General features: G+C 61.8%; 13 protein-coding genes. 10 read left to right on the forward strand and 3 right to left on the reverse strand.

What is annotated here, in order from left to right; translation table 11 throughout:
* Positions 1-31: 31 nt before the first annotated feature.
* On the forward strand, positions 32-349 hold the full coding sequence (locus ACQ7C1_RS05895; RefSeq protein WP_430957631.1) for a type II toxin-antitoxin system VapB family antitoxin: 318 nt from the start codon (positions 32-34) through the stop codon (positions 347-349).
* On the opposite strand, the gene ACQ7C1_RS05900 is transcribed toward ACQ7C1_RS05895, so the two are convergent.
* Positions 243-1,901: an acyl-CoA dehydrogenase family protein gene (locus ACQ7C1_RS05900; RefSeq protein ID WP_430957632.1), complete on the reverse strand. Its 1,659-nt coding sequence runs from the start codon at positions 1,899-1,901 to the stop codon at positions 243-245. The genes ACQ7C1_RS05895 and ACQ7C1_RS05900 overlap by 107 nt on opposite strands.
* Before the next feature lie 178 nt (positions 1,902-2,079).
* Here ACQ7C1_RS05900 and ACQ7C1_RS05905 point away from each other — a divergent pair, with 178 nt between their 5' ends.
* The 9 genes from ACQ7C1_RS05905 to rpmG all read left to right on the forward strand — a co-directional run bounded on the left by ACQ7C1_RS05905 (position 2,080) and on the right by rpmG (position 13,658).
* The gene (locus tag ACQ7C1_RS05905; RefSeq protein ID WP_085777805.1) at positions 2,080-3,036 is read left to right on the forward strand and encodes an aspartate carbamoyltransferase catalytic subunit; all 957 of its coding nucleotides are present in this window, start codon (positions 2,080-2,082) and stop codon (positions 3,034-3,036) included.
* On the forward strand, positions 3,033-4,322 hold the full coding sequence (locus tag ACQ7C1_RS05910) for a dihydroorotase (RefSeq protein WP_430957633.1): 1,290 nt from the start codon (positions 3,033-3,035) through the stop codon (positions 4,320-4,322). Before ACQ7C1_RS05905 ends, ACQ7C1_RS05910 begins: the two co-directional genes overlap by 4 nt.
* 78 nt (positions 4,323-4,400) lie before the next feature.
* Entirely contained in the window at positions 4,401-5,018 is a 618-nt protein-coding gene (gene plsY, locus ACQ7C1_RS05915; protein WP_430957634.1) for a glycerol-3-phosphate 1-O-acyltransferase PlsY, read from the forward strand.
* A 2-nt stretch (positions 5,019-5,020) separates the two neighbouring features.
* Positions 5,021-6,163 (forward strand): DNA-processing protein DprA, encoded by a 1,143-nt coding sequence (gene dprA / locus ACQ7C1_RS05920; RefSeq protein WP_430957635.1) that lies wholly within the window; start codon positions 5,021-5,023, stop codon positions 6,161-6,163.
* A gap of 246 nt (positions 6,164-6,409) precedes the next feature.
* Positions 6,410-9,064 carry a type I DNA topoisomerase gene (gene topA, locus ACQ7C1_RS05925; protein WP_430957870.1) on the forward strand — a complete coding sequence of 885 codons (2,655 nt, stop codon included), beginning with the start codon at positions 6,410-6,412 and terminating at the stop codon, positions 9,062-9,064.
* A gap of 1 nt (position 9,065) precedes the next feature.
* On the forward strand, positions 9,066-11,438 hold the full coding sequence (rnr, locus tag ACQ7C1_RS05930) for a ribonuclease R (protein WP_430957636.1): 2,373 nt from the start codon (positions 9,066-9,068) through the stop codon (positions 11,436-11,438).
* A 71-nt stretch (positions 11,439-11,509) separates the two neighbouring features.
* The gene (locus ACQ7C1_RS05935; protein ID WP_430957637.1) at positions 11,510-11,962 is read left to right on the forward strand and encodes a DUF983 domain-containing protein; all 453 of its coding nucleotides are present in this window, start codon (positions 11,510-11,512) and stop codon (positions 11,960-11,962) included.
* A gap of 251 nt (positions 11,963-12,213) precedes the next feature.
* Positions 12,214-13,398, forward strand: coding sequence for an MFS transporter (locus ACQ7C1_RS05940; protein ID WP_097598350.1), 1,185 nt, complete (start codon positions 12,214-12,216; stop codon positions 13,396-13,398).
* Between the two features lie 92 nt (positions 13,399-13,490).
* A complete protein-coding gene (gene rpmG / locus ACQ7C1_RS05945) occupies positions 13,491-13,658 on the forward strand; it encodes a 50S ribosomal protein L33 (RefSeq protein WP_003587245.1) in 168 nt (55 codons plus the stop codon).
* A gap of 742 nt (positions 13,659-14,400) precedes the next feature.
* Here rpmG and ACQ7C1_RS05950 read toward each other — a convergent pair.
* Both ACQ7C1_RS05950 and ACQ7C1_RS05955 read right to left on the reverse strand, forming a co-directional pair.
* Positions 14,401-15,774 (reverse strand): PleD family two-component system response regulator, encoded by a 1,374-nt coding sequence (locus ACQ7C1_RS05950; RefSeq protein WP_430957638.1) that lies wholly within the window; start codon positions 15,772-15,774, stop codon positions 14,401-14,403.
* A gap of 18 nt (positions 15,775-15,792) precedes the next feature.
* Positions 15,793-16,164, reverse strand: coding sequence for a response regulator (locus tag ACQ7C1_RS05955; RefSeq protein WP_003547430.1), 372 nt, complete (start codon positions 16,162-16,164; stop codon positions 15,793-15,795).
* Positions 16,165-16,216 lie beyond the last annotated feature (52 nt).

Here is a 16,216-nt window from a genome sequence, read left to right on the forward strand (position 1 = left end):
CGCGAGTACGTGTATTATTGAGATCACACATATGGATGCGACCGTGCGAACGGCTCTGGATATCGATAGGGGCTTGCTTGAAGCGGCAATGGCAGCCACGGGATTGGCGACGAAAAAGGCCACGATCGAACAGGCCTTGCGAAGCCTCGTCGACAGGCACCGTCAGAAGAATGCGACCGCAGATCTCGCAGGGATCGGCTGTGAAGGCGACCTCGACGAGATACGTCAATCCCCGCTGACAATCAGGCGGCCGGGGGGTAGAGCAGATCGACGATGTAGCTGGCGTCGAAGCGGGAGTCGAGCATGCCGTAGGTGGAGCGCCAGCCGCCGGCCAGGCGCGTCTCTATGAAGGCATCGGCAATGCGCCCTGCTCCGAGCCGGTAGAGCTCGGCGGCGCCGGCGGCAAGAGCCAGCTGCTCGACGAGCAGGCGTGCCGCGCCCTCGTCCTGTTCGCAGAGGGCGATTGCGGCGCGTAGCACGTCGATCGTTTTCTTCCCGGCAGGGCCGAGATCGCGCGCGAGGCCCGCAAAAACCGTTTCGAACAGATCCTTGCCACGGTTGAGCACGCGCAGCACATCCAGCGCCATGACGTTGCCGGAGCCCTCCCAGATGGCATTGACGGGAGCCTCCCGGTAATGACGGGCGATCGGCCGCTCCTCGATGTAACCGTTGCCGCCGATGCATTCCATCGCCTCGTAGATCAGCGCGGGTGCGATCTTGCAGCACCAGTATTTGGCGACGGGAGTCATGACGCGGGCATAGGCCGCTTCTTCGGCATTGCCGCGGGCCTTGTCGAAAGCATCGGCAAGACGGAAGGACAGCGCGGTGGCGGCCGCGACATCGAGCGCCATGTCGGCCAGCACGCGCGTCATGATCGGCTGATTGACGAGCATCCTGCCGAAGACGCTGCGGCCGCGCGTGTGATGCACGGCCTCAGCCAGCGAGGCGCGCATGATGCCGGAGGAGGCAAGTGCGCAATCAAGCCGCGTCAACGTCACCATGTCGAGGATGGTGCGGATGCCGGCATCCGGGCCGCCGAGCAGGAAACCGAAGGTATCGGTGAACTCCACCTCTGAAGAGGCGTTGGACCGGTTACCGACCTTATCCTTCAGTCGCTGGAACTGCAGTCCGTTCGCTGACCCGTCCTCCAGCAGGCGAGGCACGAGGAAGCAGCCCATGCCCTCCTTCGTCTGCGCCAGCATGATGAAGGCATCGCTCATCGGAGCCGACATGAACCATTTATGGCCGGAAAGCCGGTAGATGCCTTCACTGACCTTTTCGGCAGCGCTGCGGTTGGCCCTGACATCGGTGCCGCCCTGCTTTTCGGTCATGCCCATGCCGATCGTCACCGCAGACTTCTGCATAGCGGGCCGGTTGGACGAATCATATTTGCGCGACAGGATCTTCGGCGCCCAGTCCTTCTGCACCGCAGGCGACGCCGACAGCGCGGCCACCGAAGCGCTCGTCATCGTCAGCGGGCAGAGATGGCCAGATTCCAGCTGTGCCGTCAGGTAAAATCGCGCGGCGCGGACCTTGTGGCCTGCGTCCTTCGCCTCGATATCGGCCTGCGGATCCCAGACGGAGGAATGCAGGCCGACCGACATGGAGCGACGCATCAGCGCGTGCCAGGCGGGATGGAATTCGACGACATCGAGACGTTCGCCGCGCGGACCATGGGTGCGCAGCTGTGGCGCCCCCTGGTTTGCCATGCGCGCCAGCTCCTGTGCCTCCGGCGAGGTGACGTAGCGGCCGATATTTTCCAGGTCTTCACGGATGCCGCGCGGCAGGGCCGCCGTCAGATCGACAATCAGAGGATCGGATCGATAGGCATTGATGCCGGACCACAGGCTCGGCTGGTTGAGTTCTGCGAGTTTGTCGTCAGTCCGGTTTGCGGAGGTCATTGTTCGCTTCTAGTGCAAGAACCCGGCAAGGAAAACCGGAAGTTATGATTCGCTTCATTCTGCTCTATCGGAATTCGGGCGAAAATGCATGGGGACATAAGCCTTTGCCCACAGCGCGTGCTTGCCCCGGCGGGCGGCACTCATTATAGACCCGCAAGAGACAGCAAGAGGCAGGGTCATGGTCTTTTTCCCCCACCGCCACCTCATTGGCATCAAGGGCCTCACCGAGCAGGATATCACCTATCTTCTCGACAAGGCGGACGAAGCCGTCAAGATCAGCCGCCAGCGAGAAAAGAAGACGTCCACGCTGCGCGGACTGACACAGATCAACCTCTTCTTCGAGGCATCGACCCGCACACAGGCCTCCTTCGAGCTTGCCGGCAAGCGGCTTGGCGCCGACGTGATGAACATGTCGGTCGGCAATTCCTCGGTGAAGAAAGGCGAAACGCTGATCGATACGGCGATGACGCTGAATGCAATGCGTCCGGACGTGCTGGTGATCCGCCATTCAAGCGCCGGTGCGGCCGCGCTTCTAGCTCAGAAAGTCTCCTGCTCGGTCGTCAATGCCGGCGACGGGCAGCACGAACATCCGACCCAGGCGCTGCTCGACGCGCTGACGATCCGCCGCGCCAAGGGCAAGCTTTCGCGGATCACTGTAGCGATCTGCGGCGACGTGCTGCACTCGCGCGTGGCGCGCTCCAATATCCTGCTGCTGAACGCGATGGGCGCACGCGTGCGCGTCGTCGCGCCCGCCACGCTGCTGCCCGCCGGCATCGCCGAGATGGGTGTCGAGGTGTTCCACTCGATGAAGGAAGGATTGAAGGACGCCGACGTCGTGATGATGCTGCGACTGCAGCGCGAACGCATGTCCGGCGCCTTTGTGCCGTCGGTGCGCGAGTATTATCACTTCTACGGACTCGACGCCGAAACGCTGAAAGCAGCGAAGGACGATGCGCTGGTCATGCACCCCGGGCCGATGAACCGCGGCGTCGAGATCGCCTCCGAGGTGGCCGATGGTCCGCAGAGCGTCATCGCCGAACAAGTGGAAATGGGGGTCGCCGTGCGCATGGCCGTCATGGAGACGCTGCTCGTCTCGCAGAACCAAGGTCCCCGAACCGACGGAATGATGGCATGAGCAACTCGATCGTCCTCAAGAATGTCCGCATCGTCGATCCCTCGCGCGATCTCGACGAGATTGGAACGATCATCGCTAAGAATGGCATGATTCTTGCGGCCGGCAGCGGGGCGCAGAACCAGGGCGCGCCGGAAGGCGCCGTCGTGCGCGACTGCACCGGCCTGGTCGCGACCCCCGGCCTCGTCGATGCACGCGTCCATATCGGCGAGCCCGGCGGCGAGCACCGCGAGACGATCGCGTCGGCGAGCAGGGCGGCGGCAGCCGGCGGAATCACCTCGATCATCATGATGCCGGACACCGATCCCGTCATTGACGACATCGCGCTGGTGGAATTCGTCAGGAAGACGGCGCGGGACACGGCCAGCGTCAACGTCTATCCGGCAGCCGCCCTCACCAAGGGTCTTGCCGGCGAGGAGATGACGGAGATCGGCCTTTTGATGCAGGCGGGCGCTGTCGCCTTCACCGACGCCCATTCCAGCGTCCCTAACACACAGGTGCTGCGCCGAATCATGACCTATGCGCGCGAGTTCGGCGCCGTCATCTCCTGCGAGACCCGCGACAAATATCTCGGCGCCAATGGCGTCATGCATGAGGGACTTTTCGCCAGCTGGCTGGGGCTCTCCGGCATTCCGAAGGAAGCCGAGCTGATCCCACTCGAACGCGATCTCAGGGTGGCAGAGCTGACGCGCGGCCGTTATCACGCCGCGATGATCTCCGTGCCGGAATCGGTCGAAGCCATTGAACGCGCCCGGGGCCGTGGCGCCAAGGTGACCTCGGGCATCTCGATCAACAATCTGGCGCTCAACGAGAACGACATCGGCGAATACCGCACCTTCTTCAAGCTCTATCCGCCGTTGCGCCCGGAGGATGACCGGGTCGCCATGGCCGAAGCGCTTGCGAGTGGCGCGATCGACATCATCGTCTCCTCGCACGACCCGCAGGACGTCGACACGAAGCGCCTGCCGTTCGCAGAAGCGGCCGATGGCGCAGTCGGATTGGAAACGATGCTGGCAGCGGCCCTCAGGCTTCACCATGGCGGCCAGGTCGGCCTGATGCGGCTGATCGACGCCATGTCCACCCGCCCGGCACAAATCTTCGGCCTTGAGGCCGGCACGCTGAAGCCGGGTGCTGCGGCCGATATCACGCTGATCGATCTCGATGAGCCTTGGCTTGTCGCTAAAGACATGCTTCTCTCCCGCTCGAAGAATACGCCTTTCGAGGATGCACGCTTCAGCGGGCGAGCGGTTGCGACCTACGTCTCCGGAAAGCTTGTCCACGCAGTTTAAGAATCGACACCATCGCCATTCATCCCCAGGGGGAAAAGGGCCGGACTTGAGGATAGCCACGGAGGGCTGAGGGGGCACATGTTATCCAATCTCATGTCATGGCAGATCACGCTGCCGATCGCACTTGCGGCTGCCGTCATCGGTTATCTCCTCGGCTCAATCCCCTTCGGCCTGATTCTCACCCGCGCCGCCGGCCTTGGCGATGTGCGCAGCATCGGCTCCGGCAATATCGGTGCGACAAATGTGCTCAGAACCGGAAATCGCAAGCTCGCCGCGGCAACCCTGCTGCTCGACGCCTTGAAGGCATCGGCGGCAGCCTGGATCGTCGGCTATTTCCTCGGTGAAGAGGCCGCCGTCATCGCCGGCTTCTTCGCCTTCATCGGCCATCTCTTCCCCGTCTGGATCGGCTTCAAGGGCGGCAAGGGTGTCGCCACCTATATCGGCACGCTGCTCGGCGTCGCGCCGATTATGGTGGTGCTCTTCGCCGCCATCTGGCTGGCGGTCGCCGTCACCACCCGCTATTCCTCGCTGTCGGCCCTTGTCGCCATGCTCGTCATTCCCGTTGCCCTGTTGATATTGGGCAATGAAAAGGTCGCGGCCGTCATGGCGGTCATGACGCTCATCTCCTACTGGAAGCACAAGGCGAATATTTCGCGCCTGATGGGCGGAACGGAAAGCAAGATCGGGGCGAAGTGATAATGGATGCGCGGAGCGCGGGATCCACAGGCACGGTGCTGAGCGAAAGGCAGAGGCTTGCCTGGCTGCGCCTGATTCGTTCCGACAATGTCGGCCCTGCAACTTTTCGCGATCTCATCAATCATTTCGGTTCGGCCGAAGCGGCACTCGCGGCGCTGCCAGAGCTTTCGGCGCGCGGCGGCGCGACACGGGGCATCCGCATTGCCAGCGAAGCCGAGGCGCACCGGGAACTGGAGGCGGCGCATCGTTTCGGCGCCCGCTTTGTCGGCATCGGCGAGCCGGACTATCCGCAGGCGCTGAAACAGATCGACGGTGCACCGCCGCTCCTTGCCGTCAAGGGCGCGCTTGCCGCCGCCAAACGATCGGCCGTCGGCATCGTCGGTTCCCGCAACGCCTCGGCCGCAGGCGCCAAATTCGCGGCGATGTTGGCGCACGACTGTGGCCGGGCGGGTTATACCGTGGTCTCCGGTCTGGCGCGCGGCATCGACACGGCAGCGCATCGGGCAAGCCTCGGCACCGGCACGATCGCCGCCCTTGCCGGCGGCCTGGACAAGCCCTACCCGCCGGAGAATATCCGTCTGATCGAAGAGATAACCGCCGGCGACGGCCTGGCGGTGAGCGAAATGCCTTTCGGCTGGGAGCCCCGCGCCCGCGATTTCCCGCGCCGGAACCGGCTGATTGCCGGCATTGCGCTCGGCGTGGTGATCGTCGAAGCGGCGATGCGCTCGGGCTCGCTGATTACGGCACGCCTCGCCGGCGAGTTCGGCCGCCTGGTGTTTGCCGTGCCGGGCTCGCCGCTCGATCCGCGCTGTCACGGCACCAACGGCCTGCTCAAGGACGGCGCCTCGATCGTTACAGAACCTGCCGATGTCATCGAGGCCTTGGCGCCGCTTGCGCAACTCGACCTCTTCCCTTTGTCGACGGTGGAGGAGCCGGCACGCGAGAGCAGGGCAATAACGATGCCGCCCGGCGATTCGGACCGGATGCGTGTCATCGGCGCGCTCGGAGCGACGCCTGTCGAGATCGACGACGTCATCCGCCACACCGGCCTATCGGCATCCGCGGTTTATCTCATTCTCCTCGAACTCGACATATCAGGCAGGCTGCACCGGCATCAGGGCGGTTTCGTCTCGCTTTCCAATTGACGCTTGCGCGGTACGAGGGGGCGGCTTGCAAACGCAGGAACCGCCTGTCGAAAACGATAGCTCTACAGCCAGAAGTTAAATTTCGTTGCGAATCGTGTTCTGATTGCACCAGATGCAAGAGGTAAAATTGTAGCAAACCCCTTGACCGCAGCGATTTCCCTGTCCATGTCGGAGGGCCAGTATCCAAGTTGCGCTGCGTGTTGCGCTGGCTCCCACGCCGGCGTGGCTGTTTTTTAGAGAATCATGATGAATGTTGTAGTGGTGGAATCGCCTGCCAAGGCCAAGACGATCAACAAGTATCTGGGTTCGGGATACAAAGTGCTCGCCTCCTTCGGCCATGTGCGCGATCTGCCTGCCAAGGACGGCTCCGTTCTTCCCGATCAGGATTTCGAAATGCTCTGGGAGGTCGACGGTGCTTCGGCCAAGCGGATGAAGGACATCGCTGATGCGGTGAAGTCCTCCGACGGGCTCTTTCTCGCGACCGACCCTGACCGCGAAGGCGAAGCGATTTCATGGCACGTCCTTGACATGCTGAACAAGAAGCGGGTGCTGAACGGCAAGTCCGTCAAGCGCGTCGTCTTCAATGCAATCACCAAGAAGGCCGTCCTCGATGCGATGGCCGATCCGCGTGATATCGACGTGCCGCTGGTCGACGCTTATCTCGCGCGCCGCGCGCTCGACTATCTCGTCGGTTTCAATCTTTCGCCGGTTCTGTGGCGCAAGCTGCCGGGCGCGCGTTCGGCCGGCCGCGTCCAGTCGGTCGCGCTTCGTCTGGTCTGCGATCGCGAATCCGAAATCGAGCGCTTCATTTCGGAAGAGTACTGGAATATCTCGGCGCTGCTGAAGACGCCGCGCGGCGACGAATTTGAGGCAAGGCTGGTTTCGGCGCATGGCAAGCGGCTGCAGCCGCGGGCGATCGGCAACGGCGAGGATGCGGCCCGGCTGAAGGCATTGCTCGAAGGCGCCAGCTATATCGTCGATACGGTCGAGGCAAAACCGGTCAAGCGCAATCCGGGACCGCCGTTCACCACCTCGACGCTGCAGCAGGCCGCCTCCTCCAATCTCGGCTTCTCCGCCTCACGCACCATGCAGATCGCCCAGAAGCTCTATGAGGGTGTTGATATCGGCGGCGAGACGGTCGGTCTCATCACCTATATGCGAACCGACGGCGTACAGATGGCCCCGGAAGCGATCGGTGCTGCGCGCAGCGCCATCCTCGACCAGTTCGGCGAGCGTTACCTGCCTGAGAAGGCGCGCCTCTATTCCACCAAAGCGAAGAACGCCCAGGAGGCGCACGAGGCGATCCGTCCGACCGATTTCTACCGCTCTCCTGACCGCGTGCGCAAATTCCTCGATGCCGACCAGATCCGGCTCTACGAGCTGATATGGAAGCGCGGCATCGCCAGCCAGATGGCGTCGGCCGAGATCGAGCGCACCACGGCCGAAATCACCGCCGACAATAAGGGCGAGAAGGCCGGCCTGCGCGCCGTCGGTTCGGTCATCCGCTTCGACGGCTTCATCGCCGCCTATACCGACCAGAAGGAGGACGGCGAGCAGAGCGATGACGGCGACGAGGATGGCCGTCTGCCGGAGATCAATGCGCGCGAGACGCTCGCCAAGCAGAAGATTAATTCGACCCAGCATTTCACCGAGCCGCCGCCGCGCTATTCGGAAGCCTCGCTGATCAAGAAGATGGAAGAGCTCGGCATCGGCCGTCCCTCGACCTATGCCGCCACACTGGCGACACTGCGCGACCGCGACTATGTGACAATCGACAAACGTAAACTCATCCCGCAGGCCAAGGGCCGGCTGGTGACGGCTTTCCTCGAAAGCTTCTTCACCAAATATGTCGAATATGATTTCACCGCCGACCTCGAGGAGAAGCTCGACCGGATTTCCGCCGGCGAATTGAACTGGAAGCAGGTGCTGCGCGATTTCTGGAAGGACTTCTTCGCGCAGATCGAAGACACGAAGGAACTGCGCGTCACCAACGTCCTCGATTCGCTGAACGAAGCGCTGGCGCCGCTCGTCTTCACGAAACGCGAAGATGGCGGCGACCCCAGAATCTGTCAGGTCTGCGGCACCGGCAACCTTTCGCTGAAGCTTGGCAGATACGGCGCCTTTGTTGGCTGCTCGAACTATCCGGAATGCAACTACACCCGCCAGCTCTCCTCCGAAAATGGCGGAGAAGCGGAGGGTGTCTCGCTCAACGAACCGAAGAGCCTCGGCACCGACCCGACGACAGGCGAGGAACTGACGCTCCGTTCCGGTCGCTTCGGCCCCTATATCCAACGCGGCGACGGCAAGGATGCCAAACGCGCCTCGTTGCCGAAGGGCTGGAAGCCTGAGGATATCGACTACGAAAAGGCGATGGCGCTGATCTCGCTGCCGCGCGATATCGGCAAACATCCCGAAACGGGCAAGATGATCTCGTCGGGCATCGGCCGCTACGGGCCGTTCCTCCTGCATGACGGTTCCTATGCCAATCTGGAAACCGTCGAGGACGTCTTCTCGGTCGGCCTCAACCGCGCCGTGACGCTGATTGCCGAAAAAGCCAACAAGGCGCCGGGCCGGGGTGCGCGCGGTACGCCGGCGGCGCTGAAGACTCTCGGCGATCATCCCGACGGCGGCGCCATCACTGTTCGTGACGGTAAATACGGCCCCTATGTCAACTGGGGCAAGGTCAACGCCACGCTGCCGAAGGGCAAGGATCCGCAGGCGATTACCATCGAGGAGGCGCTTGCGCTGATCACGGAAAAGGCCGGCAAGGCTCCCGCCGGCAAGGCGGCCAAGGGGAAAGCCAAGCCGAAGGCGGCTGCCGCCGAAGCCAAGACAACCAAGACGGCCGCCAAGCCGAAGGCAGCGAAGGCCAAGGCGCCCGCGAAATCGAAAAAGAGCTGACGTGAGCAGGACACCGCGCGACAGAACGAACCTCGCGGGCAGGCGCCCGGGCAAGATCGGCCGCGCCGGCAGGGATGCTTCCGCTGTCGAACCGCTGAACATCGTCCATGGCACGCTGCCCTCGCGCGAAGTGATCCTGCGTTTCATCGCCGATCATCCGCAGAAGGCTTCCAAGCGTGAACTCGCCAAGGCGTTCGGGCTGAAAGGCGACAGCCGCGTCGAGCTCAAGCACATGCTGCAGGAACTCGAGCAGGAAGGCATGCTCCAAAAGAGCCGCAAGTCGCTCATTCGTCCCGGCGCTCTTCCGCCCGTCACCGTTCTCGACATCACGACGCGCGACAAGGACGGCGACTTGATCGGCCGGCCGGCGGAATGGCCGGAGGAGCAGGGTGTGGCGCCTGCCGTCGCCATCCGCCAGCAATCGCCCGCAGGCCGCCAGGGTAAGGGCAAGGCACCCGTCGCCGGCCTCGGCGACCGAATCCTGGCGAAGATCTTCCCGGCCGTCGATCGCGGCGGACCGGCTTATACGGCGCGTATCATCAAGGTGATCGACAGGCGCCGCGGTGCGGCGATGGGCGTTTTCCGCAGCGCGCCGGGCGGTGGCGGCCGCTTGTTGCCGATCGAACGGCGCGGCGAAGAGATGGTGATCGATCCCGACTTCACCGGCGGCGCCAAGGACGGCGACCTGGTTGAGATCGAAGTCGCGCGCCTCGGACGCTTCGGCCTGCCGCGGGCCAAGGTCCTTTCCGTCGTCGGCTCGGTCGGCTCGGAAAAGGCGATCTCGATGATCGCGATCCATGCGCACGGCATCCCGCATGTCTTCCCGCCAGCCGTGATCGCGGAGGCAGAAGCCGCAAAACCAGCGACGATGGCGCATCGTGAAGACTGGCGTAACATGCCGCTGATCACCATCGATCCGGCCGACGCCAAGGACCATGACGACGCAGTTTACGCCGAACTCGATCCCTCGCCCGACAATCCTGGCGGCGTCATCGTCACCGTCGCGATTGCCGACGTCTCCTGGTATGTCCGGCCCAATTCGCCGCTCGACCGCGAAGCGCTGAAGCGCGGCAACTCGGTCTATTTCCCCGATCGCGTCGTGCCGATGCTGCCGGAGCGCATCTCCAATGATCTCTGCTCGCTGAAGGAAGGCGTCGACCGGCCGGCGCTCGCGGTGCGCATGAGCTTCTCGGGCGAAGGCCGCAAGATCGGCCATACTTTTCATCGCATCATGATGAAGAGTGCCGCTAAGCTCTCCTATCAGCAGGCGCAGGCGGCGATCGACGGAAGTCCGGACGACAAGACCGGACCGATGCTCGAGGCGATCCTGAAACCGCTCTGGCATGCATATGGGGTGATGAAGCGCGGACGCGACCGGCGCCAGCCGCTGGAACTCGACATGCCGGAGCGCAAGATTCTGCTGAAATCAGACGGCACCGTCGACCGGGTCTTCGTGCCGCCCCGGCTCGATGCGCACAAGCTGATCGAAGAGATGATGATTCAGGCGAATGTCTGCGCCGCCGAAACGCTCGAGAAGAAGCGCCAGCCGTTGGTCTACCGCATCCATGATGGTCCAACGCTTGCCAAGCAGGAAGTTTTGCGCGAGTTCCTGGCGACACTCGGCATCTCGCTCGCCAAGGGCGGCAATGTGCGCGCCAACAGCTTCAACGGTATTCTGGCGAAAGCGGAAGGTACGGCGCATCAGACCATGGTCAATGAGATGGTGCTGCGCTCGCAGAGCCAGGCGATCTACAGTCCCGAGAATATCGGACATTTCGGCCTCAATCTGATGAAATACGCCCACTTCACCTCGCCGATCCGCCGCTACGCCGATCTCATCGTGCATCGCGCGCTCGTCGGTTCGCTCGGTTTCGGCGAAGGCGGCATCACTCCCGACGAAGAAGCCTCGCTCGACGATATCGCCGCCGAAATCTCGACCTTCGAGCGCCGGGCGATGGCGGCCGAGCGCGAGACCATCGACCGGCTGATCGCCCATCATTTGAGCACCCGCGTCGGCGAGGAGTTTGCCGGCCGCGTCTCCGGAGTTACGAAGTCCGGCCTCTTTATCACCTTGCCGGACTATGGCGCCGACGGTTTCGTCCCTATATCTACGCTCGGCACCGATTATTTCATCTATGACGAGGCGCATCAGGCACTGTCGGGTGAAAAGACGGGCCTCGGCTATCGTCTTGGCGACAGCGTCACCGTGAAGCTTGCGGAAGCAATCCCGCTTGCCGGGGCCTTGCGCTTCGAGATGCTGAGCGAAGGACGCGAGATGCCGACGGCAGTGCGTTCCTTTCATAAGGCCGGCCGCCGCAACAGCGGCCAGGTCCGCAAGAAACCGGGAACGCGTCCCCCGCGCGGACGCCGCTAAGCCGCTGTGCCGAAAGCAGCAATGGTCCTATTGCGACGCTTCATGCTTTCTGCCTGAAAGAGGAAGATGCAATGAACACACCGACCGATCCGGTCGCCCGCTACGGGAACGGAGCCGAAGCCGAGCGTCCGCTCGGGCGTTCCATTATGCGCGGGCTGATGAACCGCTGCCCGGCCTGCGGCAAAGGCAAGCTCTTCCGCGCCTTTTTGAAACCGGTCGATCATTGCGCCGCCTGCGGCGAGGCGATCCATCACCATCGCTCCGACGACCTGCCGCCCTATATCGTCATCCTGGTCCTCGGCCACGTCATCGTCGGCGGCTACATGCTGACCGATCTGACCTTCGTGTTGCCGGTATGGGTCCATCTTGCCATATGGGCGCCGATCACGGTCATCGCCGCGCTCGCCTCGATCCAGCCGATCAAGGGCGGCGTCATCGGCCTGCAATGGGCGCTGCGCATGCATGGTTTCGGCGGCGAGAGCGAAAGTCCCGATGATTACGAGCTTCCCCGCCGGCCGGATTGAGCGCCTTCACCTTCCAGACATATTTAGCGTGTAGTGCCAGCGCTCCACCGACCACTACCGACACGCGGGAGTCAACGATCTTTCAACGACTTGACATGGTAAGCTTTTCTTGTCTGAACAGGCTTTACATTCCGCAGATCACATCGGAAATACTGCGAAACGCCGCCCGTCACCTGGATTTGGCACATCTGTGTCCCTTCTCTGTGAGACGAGAGGTCGATTCGCTCGCGCAGCTTTCTAAGGATGGATAAATGTCTCAGCCGAGAACCGGCACACCGGGCGATGTCGAAGAAATCCATTGGCCTTCTCTGGTGGCAGCCATCTCGTCCATTTCAGCCGTCGGCATAGCAATCGGTCTCGGACTCCCGCTTCTCAGCATCATCCTCGAAAAACGCGGCATCTCGTCTACGCTGATCGGGCTCAACACGGCGATGGCCGGGATTTCGGCGATGGCCGCGGCCCCTGTTACCACAAAGCTCGCTCATAAATACGGCGTTGCGCCGACGATGCTCTGGGCGGTGCTGATTTCGGCGCTGAGTGCACTCGGCTTCTATTATGCCCAGGATTTCTGGATGTGGTTTCCGCTGCGTTTCGCCTTCCATGGCGCAACGACGACGCTGTTCATCCTCTCCGAGTTCTGGATCAACGCCGCCTCGCCGCCATCCAAGCGCGGCTTTGTGCTCGGCATATATGCAACCGTGCTTTCCATTGGGTTCGCCGCAGGACCCCTGCTCTTTTCGATACTCGGCAGCGACGGCATCTTTCCCTTCCTGGTCGGCGCGGGGGCCATCCTGCTTGCCGCCATTCCGATTTTCATCGCCCGTGACGAAAGCCCGGTGCTCGAGGAAAAGCCGGAATTGCATTTCATGCGCTACGTCCTGCTGGTGCCGACAGCGACGGCTGCCGTCTTCATCTTCGGTGCGGTCGAAGCTGGCGGGCTGTCACTTTTTCCGATTTTTGCCGTGCGCGCCCATTTCACCGAATCCCAGGCGGCGCTGCTGCTCACGATGATGGGCGTCGGCAACGTCATCTTCCAGATTCCGCTCGGCCTGCTCTCCGACCGGATCCGCGACAAGCGACCGCTTCTGGCAGGGATGGCGCTGATGGGCTTTGTCGGCTCGATGACGCTGCCGATCCTGGTCAACAACTGGCTGCTGATGGCCGGGATCCTGCTCTTCTGGGGCGGCTGCGTCTCCGGCCTCTACACGGTCGGCCTCAGCCATCTCGGTTCGCGGCTGACGGGCTCCGATCTGGCTGCGGCCAATGCCGCCTTCGTCTTCTGTTATGCGGTGGGAACCGTGGCTGGGCCACAGGTGATCGGCGCAGCAATCGACGTCGCCGGAAATAATGGTTTTGCCTGGGCGATTGCCGCTTTCTTCGGTCTTTATGCCCTACTTTCCGGCATCAGATTGATGTTCGTTCGAAAACGGACTTGACTTTTCGGGCGGGATTCGTAGTTTCGCGCCAGAATTTGCCGTGGAGCCCATCCGGCTTCCACGGCTTTCATTTTCTTAAAGGCAGGACGACCATGGCCAAGGCTACAACAATCAAGATCAAGCTGCTGTCGACAGCCGACACCGGTTTCTTCTACGTCACGACGAAGAATAGCCGTACGATGACGGACAAGATGACGAAGACGAAGTATGACCCGATTGCTAAGAAGCATGTCGAGTTCAAGGAAACCAAGATCAAGTAATAACTTGGCCTGACGGATTTCAAAAAGCGCGCGCCTTCGGGTTGCGCGTTTTTTATTGTCCTGGGGCCGCCTTGGAAAATGATAGCGCAAACAGACAAACGCCGCCCTTCCATCTTCGGGAAGTGCGGCGCTTTCTTGAAAGGGGGTCGGCCAGCATGCAAAACGGCACGAGGAACCGTTATGACTTGCCTACTAGCCGACCGACCCCACGACCCAGGAGATGCGGCGGACCTGAGCATCATGGGGTATCGACAGCTCCTCTGCGGAGCGTTTCTTTTATGAGCCGATAATTTGCGCAGAAATGAAAGAAAATCAACAAATTCTTAATGATGAATTTTCTGAGCTTGATTCTATGGTTAAAAGTCCAGTTTTGGAACATACAAAGATTTGACGGCTCTGCTTGCCGGCTAAGCCTAATGACGTAGGGCTCGAAGAAGTTCGACAATATAACTTAATAACTTAAGCAGCCCCTCCCCCTACGTGAGGTGATGCCGCCCCACTTTATTTGACCCTGTTGGAGGCGGGCGTTTTTTATAGTCTTCATTTCATTTTTGGCTGGGCCGCGGCATTCAGGAGACTGTCGCGCCGCACCATATCCACAGCAACGCCGGGAGTCCATTTTTGGGCTACCGGGCTGCTAAATTTGGGCCTGCGTCGCACAGGCGAAAGTTAAAAATCGGTAACAAATCGCTTACCGCTGTGGAAAACCGCAAATGGCGCGTATGGCGTCCGAAGTGATTCGTCAGGCAGCCGCTGCGACCACGCGATTGCGGCCGGTATTCTTGGCCTCGTAAAGAGCAAGATCGGCCTGCTTCATCAACTGGTCGGGGGTCAACACCGCGCCGATGCGCGAGGCGATGCCGAAGGACGCGGTGACGCTCAGGGCCTCACTTGAGCGCTTCAGCATGAAGGGAGCGCTTTCGACAGCCGCACGCAGGCGCTCGGCGACGGCTGCGGCAACTGCAGGCGAGGTGTCCGGCATCACCACGACGAATTCCTCCCCGCCGTAGCGGCAGGCGAGGTCGGCGCCGCGGATGGTTGAACGGACGCGGTTTGCGAATTCGCGCAGCACTTCGTCGCCACCGTCATGGCCGTATGTGTCGTTCACCTGCTTGAAACGGTCGATATCGGTGATCAGCACCGAAAGCGGCCGGCCCCGCGCCATCGACCGGTTGAAGAGCACGTTCAGGTGATTGTCGAGATAACGTCTGTTGTAAAGACCAGTCAGTGGATCGGTCACGGCAAGCTCGATCGTCTGCTTGACGCTGGCGCGCAGACGATCGTTATAACGCTTGCGACGGATCTGCGTCAGGCTGCGGGCGACGAGTTCGTTGGGATCGACGGGGCGGATGATGTAGTCGTTGACGCCGAGATCAAGCGCGCGGACGACCATGTCGTCGGTGCCCTGCTCGGTGATGATCAGGATCGGGAGGAAGCGTGTGCGCTCCAACGAGCGCAGTTGCGAGCAGAGCCGAAGCGGATCGTAATCGTCGAAATTGGCATTGACGATGACGAGATCGAACGCGTTCTCGGCCGCCTCGAAGAGGGCGGCCTGCGGATCGGAGAGCGCAAGCACATCGGCGATGGGCTTCAGCGCCCTGACGATGCGCTCTTGAGAATTGGCGCGGCCGTCGACCAATAGCACCTGGCCGGCCTCGTCGCCACGGCCTTCGGCTGCCCGCATGAGGTCGCCCATGCCCATCGTATGAGCGGTGTCGGCGCGGATGCGCAGTTCGTCGCTCAACGTCTTCAGCCGCAGCAGGCTCTTCACCCGCGAGATCAACTGCAGATCATTGACCGGCTTGGTGAGAAAATCGTCGGCGCCGGCCTTCAGACCGCGTACCCGATCGGCCGGCTGGTCGAGTGCGGTGACCATGACGACTGGAATATGGGCGGTTTTCTGACTGGCCTTCAGCCGCTCGCAGACCTCGAAGCCATCAATACCGGGCATCATGATGTCGAGCAGGATCAGGTCGACCTGATTGCGCTCGCAGATCGCCAGCGCTTCGTGACCGTCGGCCGCGGTCATCACGTCGAAATACTCCGCGAGCAGCCGCGCTTCAAGCAGCTTCACGTTGGCTGGAATATCGTCAACCACCAGTATTCGCGCGGTCATAACGGTCTTTCCGATGCGTCAGGCATCGCCCAGATAGGTCTTGATCGTCTCGATGAATTTCGGAACCGAGATAGGTTTGGAAACATAGGCCTCGCAGCCACCCTGGCGGATCCGCTCCTCGTCGCCCTTCATCGCGAAAGCCGTGACGGCGATCACGGGAATCACATGCAGCTCGTCGTCTTCCTTCAGCCATTTGGTGACTTCGAGGCCGGAGACCTCGGGAAGCTGGATATCCATGAGGATGAGGTCGGGGCGATGCTTGCGCGCCAGATCGAGCGCCTCCATGCCGTTTCTCGTCTGAATCGTGGTATAGCCGGACGCCTCGATCAGGTCGCGAAAGAGCTTCATGTTGAGCTCGTTATCTTCTACAATCATTACCTGTTTGGGCATGACAAGCTGTCCCTACGTCCGTTCGCGCAGTCGTTCGTCCCATGAGAAATGC

The organism is Rhizobium sp. Nf11,1 (genome assembly GCF_050587665.1).
Taxonomy (GTDB): Bacteria; Pseudomonadota; Alphaproteobacteria; order Rhizobiales; family Rhizobiaceae; genus Rhizobium.

Bases quoted from the DNA above. Each gene is read 5' to 3' on its own strand.
- topA (WP_430957870.1), top strand. From the start codon at position 6,410: ATGAATGTTGTAGTGGTGGAATCGCCTGCCAAGGCCAAGACGATCAAC.
- dprA (WP_430957635.1), top strand. From the start codon at position 5,021: ATGGATGCGCGGAGCGCGGGATCCACAGGCACGGTGCTGAGCGAAAGG.
- ACQ7C1_RS05940 (WP_097598350.1), top strand. From the start codon at position 12,214: ATGTCTCAGCCGAGAACCGGCACACCGGGCGATGTCGAAGAAATCCAT.
- ACQ7C1_RS05935 (WP_430957637.1), top strand. From the start codon at position 11,510: ATGAACACACCGACCGATCCGGTCGCCCGCTACGGGAACGGAGCCGAA.
- ACQ7C1_RS05910 (WP_430957633.1), top strand. From the start codon at position 3,033: ATGAGCAACTCGATCGTCCTCAAGAATGTCCGCATCGTCGATCCCTCG.
- ACQ7C1_RS05900 (WP_430957632.1), bottom strand. From the start codon at position 1,901: ATGACCTCCGCAAACCGGACTGACGACAAACTCGCAGAACTCAACCAG.
- ACQ7C1_RS05955 (WP_003547430.1), bottom strand. From the start codon at position 16,164: ATGCCCAAACAGGTAATGATTGTAGAAGATAACGAGCTCAACATGAAG.
- ACQ7C1_RS05950 (WP_430957638.1), bottom strand. From the start codon at position 15,774: ATGACCGCGCGAATACTGGTGGTTGACGATATTCCAGCCAACGTGAAG.
- plsY (WP_430957634.1), top strand. From the start codon at position 4,401: ATGTTATCCAATCTCATGTCATGGCAGATCACGCTGCCGATCGCACTT.
- ACQ7C1_RS05895 (WP_430957631.1), top strand. From the start codon at position 32: ATGGATGCGACCGTGCGAACGGCTCTGGATATCGATAGGGGCTTGCTT.
- rpmG (WP_003587245.1), top strand. From the start codon at position 13,491: ATGGCCAAGGCTACAACAATCAAGATCAAGCTGCTGTCGACAGCCGAC.
- ACQ7C1_RS05905 (WP_085777805.1), top strand. From the start codon at position 2,080: ATGGTCTTTTTCCCCCACCGCCACCTCATTGGCATCAAGGGCCTCACC.